This is a genomic window from Sphingomonas sp. SP3 (assembly GCF_058514305.1).
Map to the genome: position 1 here is coordinate 539,460 of NZ_JBZSOE010000001.1, position 14,396 is coordinate 553,855.

A 14,396-nucleotide genomic window follows, 5' to 3' on the forward strand; every position below is an offset into this window, starting at 1 on the left:
GGGGCGCCCGCCCTACGCGAGCAGCCCGTGGCAATGCTTATACTTCTTGCCCGAACCGCATGGGCACGGCGCGTTACGGCTGACGGGCGCATCGACGACGTCGGCCCCAGCCTCGCCCTGAGGCATCGGCTGTTGCGGAATAGTGGCGAGCGGCGGAAGGCTCGACAGCAGGTTGCCGGTAGACGCATCGATATCGGCCGTGTCGTCATCGCCCGAGAACGGGTCGAGGTGCTGCGTGATGAAATCGGGCAGTACGGGCGGCGGCGCCGGCTCGAGCTGGACCTGAGCGCGCATCAGGACACGAGTGACCTCTTCGCGGATCGCGACGAGCAACCGTTCGAACAGCAGGAACGCCTCCTGCTTATATTCGTCGATCGGCTTCTTCTGCGCATAGCTGCGGAGGTGGATGACGGTTCGCAACGCGTCGAGCGTCGCAAGATGCTCTTTCCAGTGATGGTCGAGCGTCTGGATCAGGATCTGCTTCTCGACGTCATTCCAGCGTTCCGGCTCAACTTCCTTGAGCTTGTCGGCCATCGTCTGGTCAGCCAGCGCCTGGAGCCGCTCGGTGAGCATTTCCGGGTCGACCGCCTCTTCCTGCAGCCAATCGTCGATCGGCGGCTGAAGGCCGAACACCTCTTCGATGCTCTCCTTGAGGTTTTCGACATTCCACTGCTCCGGGTACGTGCCCTCGGGGCAGTTCACTGCAACGATCGCCATGGCAGTTTCAGCACGCATGTCGTTGATCACATCGCTGACGCTCTCGGCGTCCATGATGTCGGCGCGCTGCTCGTAAATGACCTTGCGCTGGTCGTTCATCACGTCGTCGAACTCAACGACCTGCTTGCGGATGTCGTAGTTGCGGGCCTCGACCTTCTTCTGCGCGGTCTCGATTGCCTTGGAGATCCACGGGGAGACGATCGCTTCGCCATCCTCAAGGTTCTTGTTCATGAGGCGCGAGAACATCGTCTGCGGGCCGAAGATGCGCAGGAGATCGTCGTCGAGGCTCAGGTAGAAGCGGGACAGGCCGGGGTCGCCCTGGCGGCCTGAGCGGCCGCGCAGCTGGTTATCGATGCGCCGGCTTTCGTGGCGCTCGGTGCCGAGGACGAACAGGCCGCCGAGTTCGAGCACGCGAGCCTTTTCGGCGACAATCTCGGCACGGATTTGCTCCGCCTTCGCTTCATACTCAGGGGTTCCGGCTTCAAGGTCCGGGACTTCGTCCTGCATTCGGAACTCGAGGTTGCCGCCCAGCTGAATATCGGTGCCGCGGCCCGCCATGTTGGTGGCGATGGTCACCGCGCCGACGCGCCCGGCCTGCGCCACGATATGCGCCTCACTCTCGTGGAAGCGAGCGTTCAGGACCGAGTGCGGAATGCCCTGCTTTTCGAGATACTCCGACAGCATCTCCGACTTCTCGATCGAGACCGTGCCGACGAGCACCGGTTGGCCGAGCTCCTGCTTGGCCTTCAGCTCCTCGGTGATCGCCGCGAACTTTTCCGGCATAGTCTTGTAGAAGACGTCGTCATCGTCCTGCCGCTGGACGGGAACGTTGGTCGGGATGGAGACCACGTTCATTTTGTAGATGTCGAAGAATTCCGGCGCTTCGGTCATCGCTGTGCCGGTCATGCCCGACAGCTTCGGGTACATGCGGAAGTAGTTCTGGAACGTGATTGACGCGAGCGTCTGGTTCTCCGGCTCGATATCGACGCCTTCCTTGGCCTCGACCGCCTGGTGAAGCCCGTCGGACCAGCGCCGGCCGTCCATCATTCGGCCGGTGAATTCGTCGATGATGACGACTTTCCCGTCCTTTACGATGTAATCGATGTCCTTCCTGAACATGACGTTCGCCTTGAGCGCCTGGTTCAGGTGGTGGACGACCTGCGTGTTGTTGATGTCGTAGAGGTTGCGGCCCTCGATCAGCTCCGCTTCCTCGAGCATCCGCTCGGCCTTTTCCGTGCCTTCCTCGGTCAGGACGACGCTCTTCTGCTTCTCGTCGAGGTCGTAATCGGCGGGAACGAGCGTTTTCACGATCTTGTCGACCGAGATGTAGAGGTCGGACTTGTCGTCGGTGGGGCCGGAAATGATCAGTGGCGTGCGCGCCTCGTCGATCAGGATCGAGTCCACCTCGTCGACGATCGCGAAATTGAACGGGCGCTGCACCATCTGCGCGCGTGTAAATTTCATGTTGTCGCGCAGGTAATCGAAGCCGAGCTCGTTGTTCGTTCCGTAGGTGATGTCGGAAGCGTAGGCGTCGCGCCGCTCCTGGTCGCTGAGGTTGGGCACGATGACCCCGACCGTCATGCCGAGGAAGCGGTAGATCTGGCCCATCCAATCGGCGTCGCGGCGGGCGAGGTAGTCGTTGACGGTGACGACATGGACGCCCTTGCCCTCGAGCGCATTCAGATAGACGGCCAGGGTCGCGACCAGCGTCTTGCCCTCGCCGGTCTTCATTTCGGCGATCTCGCCGCGGTGAAGTGCGATGCCGCCGATCAGCTGGACGTCATAATGACGTTGCCCAAGCGTGCGGATCGCTGCCTCCCGCACCGTCGCGAAGGCCTCGGGAAGCAAGCTGTCGAGTTTTTCGCCGTTGGCGAGGCGCTCGCGAAACAGGGCCGTTTGCCCCTGGAGATCGGCGTCAGACAGCGCCTGGATCGAAGGCTCGAGTGCGTTGACCGCGTCGACATATTTGCCAAGTCCGCGGACATAGCGATCGTTGGCCGACCCGAAGATGCTCTTTGCCACTGCGGCGAACATGGAATTCCCTTAAAAACCCGTGCGTTCAAGAAAGGGCGAATTGCTCCCGCCGACGCTGGGCAAAACTGCGCGCGGGCGATGTAAGAACCCCCCGTGCCGTAGTCAATTGAAGGGGACGCTTAGAAAGTCAGCCGGCGGGAACTCGAAGGGAGCGAGTCCCCGCCGCTTGCAGCTTAAGCGGCTGAGGCCGAAGATCCGTCGAGATTGCTCTCCAGCCACTGCTGGATCTGGCTGCGCGGTGCGGCGCCGACCTTCTGCGCGACCGGCTGCCCGCCTTTGAACAGCAGCATCGTCGGGATCCCGCGAACGCCATAACGGCTCGGCGTATCCGGATTCTCGTCGATGTTGAGCTTGGCCACGGTGACCTTGTCAGCGAGCTCGCCGGCGATTTCCTCGAGGGCCGGACCAATCATTTTGCACGGCCCGCACCATTCCGCCCAGAAATCGACGAGGACCGGCGCCTCGGAGCCGAGAACGTCCGAAGCGAAGCTGTCGTCGGTGACCGTCTTGGTGGCCATGCAAAATCTCCTGCGGGAATCAAATGTTGCAAATCATATGGGCATTGGGTGGCAGCGGCTCAAGCTTCCAGTTCAATCGCCGCGGGGCCGGCGGTGTACAGCAAGGTGCCCCGCACCTCCCGCCCCGGGAAAATCACACGAAGCGCGTCGCAATAGGCGCTCATCTGCGCCTTGTGCGATGCCGGAATCGCAGCCGCGTTCGCCGGCACCTTGCCGGTCTTGAAATCGATCACTGAAACGCGCGACTCTTCGACCAGCAGACGATCGACGGTGCCGGCAATCACGCGCCCGTCCGGCAAGGTCGCTGCGAGCGGGGCCTCGCCGAGCGAGCCCGGACCGAACAGGGGCGCGAAACGCTGGTCCGACAAGATCCTGCAGACCTGGTCGACAATCTCATCGCGAAGTTCGGAGTCGGCCACGCCGGCTGATCGTTCGAGCCAGCGCCGCGCGACCTCGGCGCGCGTGCCTTCCTCAACTGGCGCGAGACGCTCCAGCAACTGGTGGATAAGCGTTCCGCGCCGTGCTGCCGCGCGCATTGCCTCACTTGGCGGGGCCGATGCTTCGTCGTCAGCCGCTATCGCCGAAGGTGCCAGGGGCCGCGGCGGGCGGGTCTCGACCGGCGCTGGCCGCCGCGCCCAAGCGGGTATTGCAACAACCGGCAGCTCAACCTTGTCCTTGGTCTTGCGCGCCTTGAGCGATCCCGCGGATCCGAACCGCAGCCCTTCGTCGGTCGGGTCGGCGCCAAGCGCCGCCATCGCCTGCTCGACGATCCGATGCCAGCTATTGGCCGGGCGCGGGTCGCCTCCGTCCTTTCGCGCCTTGGGCTGGACGCCGGCAACGATCAGGCGGTCCGCCGCCCGCGTCAGCGCAACGTAAAGCAGCCGCCAATGCTCCTCGAGGTCGCGCGCATCCTGCCGCGCGATAATGTCTTCGAAGGGCGGGCGACGCTCCTCCTTCCTGGGTCGGACGAGTGGCGCGATCCCTGCGCTCTCCACCTCGATGTCGAGCGTTATGGGCGTTCGGCCCATCCGACCCGGATCGGCTGTTGCATCGGCTAATATGACCACGGGCGCCTCAAGCCCCTTGGCGCCATGCACGGTCATCACCCGCACCTCGTTGGCGGGCTGGCCCGGGTCGCGCTGAACATCGACGGTGCCGCGTGAAAACCATGATAGGAATCCGTCGAGCGAGGCGGTTTGGTTACGCTCGAATTCGATCGCGCTGTTCATCAGCTCGTCGATCGCATCGCGCGATGCCAAGCCAAGCCGGCCGTAAAGCCTGCGCCGCCCCTGCATCGGGCCGCTGAGAACCGCTTCGAGGAAACGCGCCGGGGTCACGAAGTCGGCCATCGCAAGCAGGCCCGCCAACGCCTCGTGCGTATCGGCAAACTCGTCCGCGCGCGCTCGCAGGTTGCGCCACAGCGAGCCCTTACGGTCGTAGGCCAGGGCGAACAGCTGCTCCTGGTCCCAACCGATCAATGGCGAAACAAGCAGGCAGGCAAGGTTGAGATCGTCATTGGGCTGAACCGCGAACCGGCACGCCGCGACCAGGTCCTGCACGGCCAGCGGCTCGTGAAGATGCAGCCGATCGACACCTGCTATTGGCACGCCCGCGCCGAACAAGCGCGCTACGATCAATGACGCGAGTTCGCCGCGGCTCCGGACGAGCACCAATATGTCGCCTGGCGTTAGCGGCCTGCCGGTGGACGCCAGGACCGGCGCTTCGTCGACCAGCTGCTGGATGCGTTCGGCAAGATGATCGGCGTAGAAGCGATCGCGGAGCGTTACCCACCGCTCCTCCCCCTCTTCCGCCTCGTCTCCCGCATCCTCGGCAGCGAACGGCGTCCACAGCTCGACCTGTCCGGGACGGTCGGCGTGATGCGCGACGTGGCGTGGGGGTAGCTCGCCCAGCGCCATCGCCTGATGCCCGACCTCCGCGATTGTAGCGTCGACGACATCGAGCACGGGTTGGGCCGAGCGGAAGCTGGCGGCGATCGACAGGTCGCGGAATTCGCGGGCATTCTGCTGGTAGCTGAACAAATCGTCGCCACCACTGAGCGACGCCGCGCGGCGTTTGAACATCTCGCGCGCCTCGTTGAAGCGCTTCGGATCGGTGCCTTGAAAGCCGTAAATCGCCTGCTTGAAATCCCCGACCATGAAAAGGGTGCGGCGGCGCTGCTCCGCCTCGCTCGAACCGCTGAAAAATTCATCGACCAGGAGCTCGATGATCTCCCATTGCGCGGCATTGGTGTCCTGCGCCTCGTCGACGAGCACATGATCGACCTGGCGGTCGAGCTTGTAGCGAACCCAGTCACCCATCCCCTGCTGCTTGAGCAGCTTGCGGGTCCAGTCGATCAGGTCGTTGAAGTCGGCGACCCCCGCGGCGCGCTTAGCCGCGGTGTAGGCCGTGGCGAAGGCCTGACCGGCGCGAAGGCCAGCTGCCATGTCCGCCGCCAGCCGCGCGCCGTTCTGGATCTGCAACAGCTCGCCGACCAGTACGGCCAGGCGCCCTGCGTTCGCCTCATAATGCGGATCCGCTTTCGACTGGCCGGCACTGACGCGCGGCGTTCCTTTCTCGGTGAGAACGACCTTGCTCAATTCACCGAGGCGAGCCGCGCGCTCGATCGGAGTGAGAGCGAGCCACTCCTCAATCACCTCGGCATGGCCTAGCCCGCTCTTCGCGCCCCATTGGCGGTTCGCATCGGCGACCGCGCGCAACAGGTCGCAATCGAAGCCTGCATCACCGCAATTGGCGGCAATATGATCCTCGACCGACCCTTCAGGGAGGCTCATCAGCCCACGAATCCGGGCTTCGATGCCATCCGCGCAGCCAAGCGCCGTCATCGCTTCCGGCCTGCGCGCGCAAGCCTGTAGATATTCGACCGCGCCGCCCTCGCCCAACCGGCGGCTGAGTATCTGCACGTCGTGGATCAGGCCGTTGTCGCCGTCTGCCTCGGCGCTCGCCATCAAGTCGGCGAGCGTCCGACGGACCAGCTCCTGTTCCGCCCTCCCCTCGATCGGCTGGAAGCCGGACATGATTCCCGCCTCAGCCGGGAAGGCCGCGAGCAATGCCTGGGCGAAGCTGTGAATGGTCTGGATCTTGAGCCCGCCCGGGCAATCGAGCACGCGAGCGAAGAGCTGGCGCGCCCGCTCACGAGTCTTGGGATCGTCGCGCTCGCCGAGCGCGAACAGGTCCTTCTTCAACTGCTTGTCGGGCAGCCGGACCCAGGCGGCAAGACGCGCGCCGATGCGGTTTGCCATCTCGGCGGCAGCAGCCTTGGTGAAGGTCAGGCACAGGATCGATTCCGGTCGCGCGCCCTGCAGCAACAACCGAAGGACGCGCGCTGTCAGCACTTGTGTCTTGCCGGTTCCCGCTGACGCGGACAGCGACGCGTGGACGTCAGGATCGGCCGCCAGCGCCTGCTCGTCCTTAAGGCCGGGCAATGGCTTGAAGCGCGTCGTCATGCGACTTCCCAATCCGGCGACGAGGCCATAGAGGACAGGCCATGAGCCAGAAGGACGACAGAGCCAGCGAAGAACGGCGCGCAAAGCTGGTAAAGGCCGGGGTAGCCGTTGGCATCGGATCGGCGGCCATCGTCGCCGCGCTGCTTTATGCCTCGAAGGTCAAGAAGAAGCCGCGGCGCTAAAGGGATCATTTGCGGCCGTACCATTCTTCGAGCCGCATCAGCTGATCGTAATCGCCGTAGGGCGCATAGGCCGGGTTCAGCTTCGCCGTGAACGGCTCATTTCCGGTCAGCCATTTCTGCACCGCGTCGGCAAAGTTGCGGTAGGCGTGATCCAGGAACTCGCCGGGCTCCATGTCCTTGTCCGGACACATCAACCGTCCGAACTGCCCCCGATGGCGCGCCAGCGACCAATATTCGAACGCGGTCGGCTCGCCTGATGCGTCGTCGAACCCGCCCGCGCGGCCGATCAGGCCGAGCAAGCCCAGTTGGAGCGCGAATCCCTCATTCACTGCCTTCTGCGAGGGCGGCTGGCCTGTTTTGTAGTCGATGATCGCGAGCCCGCCGTCGGAGAGGCGATCGATGCGGTCGGCACGGCCGTAGACGCTGACGCCGGCAACCACGGCTTCGCCGTCGGCTTCGGCCTTCAAAGGGCGGCGGCCCGTCGCTTGGTTCTCGCGCTCGACGTTGGCTGCCCAATCGATCGCCTCCAGCAGTCTTGGCGCCCACAGGGCACGGACCATCGGATGGACTGCCTCACCCTGTAACAGCTGCTCTGCGCGGCTGCGCAGCCGGTCCGGGTCGCATTGATCGTCCTGGAGCCACTCTTCGAACACCTTGTGAACCTCGGTCCCCTTCCAGCGCGCCGAGTAATCGGCATCGACGGGATCGATCGAGCGTAGCCTGAGGATCGCCTGCGCGTAATAAGCGAAGGGATCGGCCTTGAGGCGGTCGACAGACGTAACCGAGATTCGCTCGGGCCGCTGCTCGGCCGGCACTTCCGGCGCCGGTCGATCGACCGGGCGCACGGTGTCGGGATTGTCGAGCGCGCGGGTCAATCGCTCAAGCACAGTGTGACGCGGAAGCCCGCTCGTCATCGCATCAAGCCGAAGCAGGAAACGCGAGGCGACTGTTGGAGACCGGCTGTCCCGGCGTGCGCGGGTGATCAGTACTTCCGGGGCACCGAGCGCACTGGCGAAGTCGTGAGCGGCTAGCCCGATCCGGCTGTCGGTCGTCGGCATGCCGAGCGTCGCCCGGACCTTCGGTGGAAGCCACGGGTCGGGCGCGGGCAATGCAGGCCATACGCCTTCGTTCAGTCCGCCCAGGATGACGAGATCGGCGCGCTGCAGTCTTGCTTCGAGCAGGCCCCAGATGAAAATGCGCGGATGGCCGCCATAGGGCGGGCGTACCGCTTCGCCGTCCAGCAATTGGCGAAGCACAGGGAGTGCCTCATCGGCATTCACGTTGAGCGCGCCGGCGGCTTCGGAGCCCTGGAGCTGGGCGAGCAGGTCAGCAGCCAGCCGACCCGCCGGTCCGCGCCACGCATTGTCGCCCGACAGCGCTTGCGCGGCCGCAGCAAATGCGCCGGCCAATGCGCCGAGGCTCATGGCGGAATCGAGCAACCCGCTAACCGCCGCGAGACGCTTCCGGATCACCTGCCATTCGCGCATCGGGCCAAGCTTCTTGTCGAGCCCTGTCAGGCCCGTCGCCGGTCTCGGGCCCCGCAGCTTTAAGTCGACCGCACGAACCGCCTCAAGCCACTCGAGCCGTCCCTCTCCCTCCCCGCCAACCAACGGATGCTTGGCAAGCGCGAGCATTGCTACCGGCGCCAATTCCTCGGCAGCGGCCGAGACGATGCCGAGCAGCAGGGTACCTGCCGGCGTTTCGGACAGCCTTTTGCCGGCGCTGTCGTCGGCCTCGATCCCCCAGCGTGCAAGCAACGCCGAAACGCGTGCCGCGAGCTGGCGATCAGGCGTGACCAGGGCTGCCGTCTTTCCCGGCGTTTCAATCGCCTCTCGAAGCGCCAGGGCGATTGCCTGCGCCTCGGCGGCCGGGTCGGCCAGTTCCGCGAGTTTGATACCGCTCAGGCGGCGTTGCGCAGCCGGCAGGGTTTCCCATTTATGCGAAAAGTCCGGCGAGGCCATCGCATTGGCGACGGCACGACCACGCAGCGGCGACGATGAGAAACCGCCTGGATATCGCCAACGCTGTACCTCGCCCCGCGCGATTCCCATGCGATCGAGCAGCAATTTGAGGTGAAATTGGGGGTGCGTCGCTTCGCCCCGGCCGTTTTCGTCGGGCCCGAGCGCGTCCCATTCTTCCTCCGGGAACTGATCCGCGAGCCATAGTCCCGGAAGCACCACCATTCCCTCGGGCATGTGTGCCACCTGCCGGACCAGGCCCGCGATCGCCGGCGCTGCGGTGGTGATGCCTGCCGCGACCGTAAACCCTTCCGGCGGCTCTTCCTTCCATCGCTCGGTGAGCCGCCGCAGCACAATGTTGCGGCGCTCGGTCAGGTCAATCGCGTCGCGCTCCTTCAGCAGCGCTGGCCACTGCTCGTAGATAAGCTGCAGTTTTTCGAGGGACTTCTCCCAGTGCCGCGCAAGATCATCAGTCTCGATCACTGCTTCCCGCAGCCGGCGCGGCTCGATCTCTTCGATAAGCAATGCGTCCAGGGTGCGGGCGAGATCGGCGGCGAGGCGAAGCGATTCCGCGCTGCCCTCCCCTCGGACGATCGATGCGAGTGTAAGTAGTCGCTCTTTGGCCTCGATTGCGGGCGGAGCAGGGTCGTCGATCCGATCGAGCGCACCACCCAGTCTTTCGTCAAGTTCCGGATCCCCGACGGGGATAAGTCTCGGTAAAAGCAGGCCATTTCCGCTCGCGCGGACGAACGCATCGGTGATCGCCCGGACTGCGCGGTTATTGGGAAGAAGTATGCGCCCTTGGGCGAGCCCAAGGGTGTCCTTGCCGAAGCGCTGGATCAGTCCCGCCGCAAGCGCGTCGGCGAAGGAACGGTGTGTGGGGATTGTGAAGACCGCGGGATGGCGGTCAGACATGCTCCAGCGCCATTTCCGTTAGCTGGATTGATTGCGGCGTGCCGACGTCGAACCACAGACCCTGATGAACCGCGCCGAAGCAGCGTCCTTCCTCGATCGCGCGATCCCAGAGGATATTCGTTGAAAAAGGTCCGTCCGGCGCATCGCGCAACAGCCGCTTCGAAACGATCTGGATGCCGGTGAACACGAAAGGCGCGACGTGGCTCTTCTCGCGGCGGCGGATTCGCCCGGTCGGATCCATATGGAAATCGCCCATGCCGTTATGATTGAGCGCGCGCGCCTGCGGAACGAGCAGCAAAAGCGCGTCCATCTTGCTGTCGTCCCAGTGCGACGCGAGGAGCTTCAGCGTGTCGGCAGGACCGTCGATCCACAAATTATCGCTGTTGAGCGTCAGGAAAGGATCGCTGTCGATCAGCGGCGCGGCGCGGACGAGGCCGCCGCCGGTTTCCAGCAGCAGGTCACGCTCGTCGGAGATGATGACTTCCAGGCCATGATTGCGGGTTTGGAGATGCGCCTCGAGCGCGTCCGCCAGATAGTGGACGTTGACTACGACCCTTTTCACCCCGGCGAGCCGGAGCTTTTCTAGGACATGGTCGAGCAATGCTTTGCCGTTGACCTCAATTAGGGGTTTCGGACGCGTGGCCGTGAGCGGGCGCATTCGCTTGCCGAGGCCCGCAGCCATGATCATGGCCGTGTGCGGCACCTCCGCCGGCACCTCGGCGCGAAGGCGCAGGGCTCGCCGGGCCTGGCTCATGCCGCGCCCATCCACGGATTGCGTCGATACTCATCCGCAATGTTTGTGGTAAACCAATCTTTTACTGGCTGCAAATGTGGTTGCTCAAGGTCACGTTCGAGCAGGCCCCACATCCGAGGCTGGAATTTGCGATAATGCGGCTTGCCGTCGCGCTTCCACAGGCGTGTGAAGACGCCGAGAATGCGGGTGTTCCGCTGCGCAGCAAGCGCCCAATAGGCACGCTCGAACGCCTCGCCGTTTCCTGTCGCCGATATGTAACGGTCGATCATCGCCTGTTCGATCTCTTTCGGAACATCGCGGCGCGCATCTTCAAGTACCGATGCCAGGTCGTAGGCCGGGTGACCTGCCAGCGCGTCCTGGAAGTCGAGCAGGCCGAACCGCTCCACGCCGACGCGGTGATCGACCAGCATCACATTCTCAGCGTGATAATCGCGAAGAACCGTGACGGGGCCAAGACCGTCATTCGCCAAAGGCTGAAGCACTTCCGTCCACGCCGCGCGGTAGGCAGCTACGTCAACCTCGATCCCCACCGCCGGGCAATACCAGTCCGTGAAAAGCGTCAGCTCTTCGAGCCATTGACCGAGGCCGTGCGGATTCAGTCCCGGCATCGGCGCGTGGTCGTGGAGGTGCACGAGAACATCGGTGGCGAGCTCATACAGCTCCTTCTCGCGCCTCGGATCCTCATCGAGGAATTCGCGCAGGCGCCAGTCACCGAAATCAGCAAGCAGCAGGAGTCCGCGGTCGAGGTCGCGGGCGAGGATTTGCGGCGCGCTCAGGCCGACCGAAGCGAGCCATTCGGCGACAGCGATGAACGGCCGAGGATCCTCATGCGGCGGTGGCGCGTCCATTAGCACCGCGGTCTCATCGCCGTTGACGACGCGGAAGTAGCGGCGGAACGACGCGTCGCCGGCCAGCGGTAGGATTTCAGCACCCTGCCACCCGCAAGAGGCAAGGAATTCAGGGGCATGCGCCGGCGGTTTCATCGTGGTGGCCACCGCCCTTCCCATGACGGGGGCACCCGCGCTGTCAAGATTCTCTCGTCGTCCTGCCCGAACGCGAGCGACAGGCCGAGCGCGTCCGGCCATGCACCCTCGCCCGCTCGTTCCGGCCACTCAACCAACAGCACGGCGCCCGCTGCGGAATCCAGTCCGAGCTCCTCGACGTCCGCTGTCCGCTCGATCCGATAGAGATCGACATGCCAGACCGGCGGCTCAAGCGCCTCATAAGGCTGGACGATCGCAAAGCTTGGGCTCGGTACGTCTCCTGTATGGCCAAGCGCACCGATGAAGCCCCGCGCCAGCGTGGTTTTGCCGACGCCGAGCGGACCCGAGAGCGTGATGACGTCACCAGGCTGGGCTAGCCGTGCCAGCTGCGCGCCGATCGCTGCAGTTGGCTCATCCCCGTCGAGGATCATCTTTTACCACGCGGAATCGTCAGGGTGACGGTTGTGCCCTTGCCCTTCTTCGACTGGAGGTCGACCTTCCCACCATGGGCTTCGATGAATTGGCGAGTCAGTGGAAGACCCAATCCCAGTGCGGCTTCTCCCCGCACGCCCGCTTCCAGAATGCGATCGAACCGATTGAATACTCGCGGTAGGTCCTTGGCCGCGATGCCGGTCCCGTTATCACGGATGCGGATTACGGCATTTTCCTTGTCACCCTCAGCCGTGAGCGTGATTTGCCCTTTGCGGTCGGTGTAGGCGATCGCATTCTGAAGGACGTGGTCAAGCGCCTCGCGAAGCCTCCGCGCGTCGCCAAACACATGGCCGGTAGCCGGCCCCACATTAGCGTCGAGCTTCTGGGCCTTTTCGGCAGCGCGACCTTTTGCCCTGTCGACCGCACTCTTGACCAGCCCGGCCAGGTCGACGCGCTCCTTCTCCAGCGGAACACCGGCTGCATCGCCGGTGGTCAGGTCCAGAACATCGTTGATCAGCTTGGAAAGGCGCTCAACCGACTCGATGATCGCCGAAACATAATCTTGTGCTTTTTCAGATAGTTCTCCAGCATAACCGCCGCCCAGCAACTCCGCGAAGCCGCCGATCGACGTAAGCGGCGTGCGAAGTTCGTAACTGACGTTGGCGACAAAGTCGGTCTTGATCCGGTCGGCGGCCTCCAGCGCTTCGGCCCGCTCCCGAAGCGCAGCCTCGATCCGACTGGAATCGGTGACGTCGACCATCGTGAAAAGCGCATTGCCGTCGGGCAGCGGGACGGCGGCGAACTGAAAACGACGGCCATCGGTCATCGAGATGCGGCCATCGGCTGACTGTCGCTCATTGGTGGTCTGCCGAACCATTTCGCGGATTTGCGCGGCGGCTGTCGGGTTGACGAGCTTGCGCGCCATTGCCGGCACCAGCTCATCGACCCGCGGGTGGGTCGCTAGCCACTCTTCATCCAGTTCCCAGTCCTCGAGAAAACGGCGATTCCACAAGTAAAGCCGGCCGTCGCTGGCAAACACGCTGATCGCCTCGAAAAGATTGTCGAAGGTCGCGGCACGAACGCGAAGCAAGGTATCCCGCGCCGAAGCGAGCCGGAGTTGCTCGGTCCGATCTTCGAGGAACAGACGTAGTCCCCCGTCCGGAAGAGGCTGGGCAACGACCCGAAGGTGATCGCCGTTCGGAAGCATCCATTCTTCTTCGGCGACCTCATCAGCGGTCGTGAACCACGCCCGCCGCTCCTCCTTCCAGGCCGGAAAATCACGAGTCTCGGGCAACCGCTGATTGTCACGCATGCGGTCGATGACGCGATCGAACTCCGGGCGCTCGGCCAGCCAATCGGGATCAAGCTGAGTCATTGCCGCAAAGGGCTGGTTGAAGAAACTCAGCGAGCGATCGGCGTCGAACTGCGCCGTTCCCGCCGTCATTCGATCGGCGAGTTCGCGTTGGGATTCGATGTAGCGAACGAGCTCCGCTCTCGCGTCTTCCAGGTCCTGAATGTCGACAGCGAAACCCGCGACGGCGCGAGTGGACAGCGGCACGTTTACGATGCGCAGCATGCGACGTTCGCCGTGGATGATCGCGGGTTGCATCCGCGAAATGACCCGTCCGGATTCCTGCGCCTGTCGCGCCGTCGCGATTGCGCTGTCTTCGCCCTGCGCATCGATCAGCTCGGAGCAGCGCTCGATTACTTCCGCAGCGTCCCTGCCCTCTACCGCCTGGACGAAGGCGCTGTTCACCAATCCCAATTTGAGGTCTGGTCCTCGATACCACATCGGGAACGGAGCAGCCTCGATCAGGTGCGTTAGGGAGTTCAGCGCGCCTTCCGTCTGGCGTAGGCGGAGCGCGAGCTTCGCCCTCTCCTCTTCGCTTGAACTCGTATCGAAGAACCACAGCAGCAAGGTGCCTGCGGGCTCTGGCGCCGGCGCCGGGCCGCCGCGGACATCGAACATCCTGCCCGATCCCGCTGCGCGGACCCTCCGCGCGATGCGTCCCGCCGACATCTGCGCCGCCTCAACGTCGGCGCGCAGTAGCTCGAGGTCTTCGGCGACGATGCCGAGGCCGTCCGAGGCCAGGTCGGGCATGGATTTCGGATTAGTCTTGAGGCCCAGGTCACGAACCAGCTTGGCGTCTGCCTCAACCTTCTGGTCGCGGCGGATCAAAAGCGGACGCGAAGGGGAATGCTCGAGCAAGGCCGAGTGAGTGCGAGCCGTCTCGAGCACGGATTCGGCCAGTCGGAATCGCCGGGCCGCAGCGACTGCAACCGCAGCTGCGATGCCGACCCACAACAGTGCAAGGACTGTTATTCCGACAATCAAGGCCGATTGGCCGCCCACTCAACCTTTCCCCCGAGGCCCAACCTTATTGTCTTAAGCCGGTAGTCCGCGAAAACTAAAGGGAAACTGGCGTGATCGGTGCGCCA

At 64.1% G+C, this 14,396-nt stretch carries 9 protein-coding genes; 1 reads left to right on the forward strand and 8 read right to left on the reverse strand.

Going from position 1 to position 14,396, the window contains the following annotated elements:
* Nucleotides 1-12: 12 nt before the first annotated feature.
* The 3 genes from secA to addA form a co-directional block, all read right to left on the reverse strand.
* Nucleotides 13-2,751, reverse strand: a complete 2,739-nt coding sequence (gene secA / locus AC4K8G_RS02950) for a preprotein translocase subunit SecA (RefSeq protein ID WP_491732685.1) — start codon at nt 2,749-2,751, stop codon at nt 13-15.
* Between the two features lie 173 nt (nt 2,752-2,924).
* The gene (gene trxA / locus AC4K8G_RS02955; protein WP_491732686.1) at nt 2,925-3,269 is read right to left on the reverse strand and encodes a thioredoxin TrxA; all 345 of its coding nucleotides are present in this window, start codon (nt 3,267-3,269) and stop codon (nt 2,925-2,927) included.
* 59 nt (nt 3,270-3,328) lie between these two features.
* Nucleotides 3,329-6,733 (reverse strand): double-strand break repair helicase AddA, encoded by a 3,405-nt coding sequence (gene addA, locus AC4K8G_RS02960; protein WP_491732687.1) that lies wholly within the window; start codon nt 6,731-6,733, stop codon nt 3,329-3,331.
* A gap of 41 nt (nt 6,734-6,774) precedes the next feature.
* Here addA and AC4K8G_RS02965 point away from each other — a divergent pair, with 41 nt between their 5' ends.
* Entirely contained in the window at nt 6,775-6,915 is a 141-nt protein-coding gene (locus AC4K8G_RS02965; RefSeq protein WP_491732688.1) for a hypothetical protein, read from the forward strand.
* A gap of 5 nt (nt 6,916-6,920) precedes the next feature.
* On the opposite strand, the gene addB is transcribed toward AC4K8G_RS02965, so the two are convergent.
* Genes addB through AC4K8G_RS02990 form a run of 5 tightly spaced genes read right to left on the reverse strand, consistent with a single transcriptional unit; the run spans nt 6,921 to nt 14,310 of the window.
* The gene (addB, locus tag AC4K8G_RS02970) at nt 6,921-9,788 is read right to left on the reverse strand and encodes a double-strand break repair protein AddB (protein WP_491732689.1); all 2,868 of its coding nucleotides are present in this window, start codon (nt 9,786-9,788) and stop codon (nt 6,921-6,923) included.
* The gene (locus tag AC4K8G_RS02975) at nt 9,781-10,542 is read right to left on the reverse strand and encodes a nucleotidyltransferase family protein (protein WP_491732690.1); all 762 of its coding nucleotides are present in this window, start codon (nt 10,540-10,542) and stop codon (nt 9,781-9,783) included. Before AC4K8G_RS02975 ends, addB begins: the two co-directional genes overlap by 8 nt.
* A complete protein-coding gene (locus AC4K8G_RS02980; RefSeq protein WP_491734398.1) occupies nt 10,539-11,525 on the reverse strand; it encodes an aminoglycoside phosphotransferase family protein in 987 nt (328 codons plus the stop codon). The genes AC4K8G_RS02975 and AC4K8G_RS02980 overlap by 4 nt, the downstream gene beginning before the upstream one ends.
* Nucleotides 11,522-11,956, reverse strand: coding sequence for a tRNA (adenosine(37)-N6)-threonylcarbamoyltransferase complex ATPase subunit type 1 TsaE (gene tsaE, locus AC4K8G_RS02985; RefSeq protein WP_491732691.1), 435 nt, complete (start codon nt 11,954-11,956; stop codon nt 11,522-11,524). The genes AC4K8G_RS02980 and tsaE overlap by 4 nt, the downstream gene beginning before the upstream one ends.
* Nucleotides 11,953-14,310: a sensor histidine kinase gene (locus AC4K8G_RS02990; protein WP_491732692.1), complete on the reverse strand. Its 2,358-nt coding sequence runs from the start codon at nt 14,308-14,310 to the stop codon at nt 11,953-11,955. The genes tsaE and AC4K8G_RS02990 overlap by 4 nt, the downstream gene beginning before the upstream one ends.
* Nucleotides 14,311-14,396: the final 86 nt, after the last annotated feature.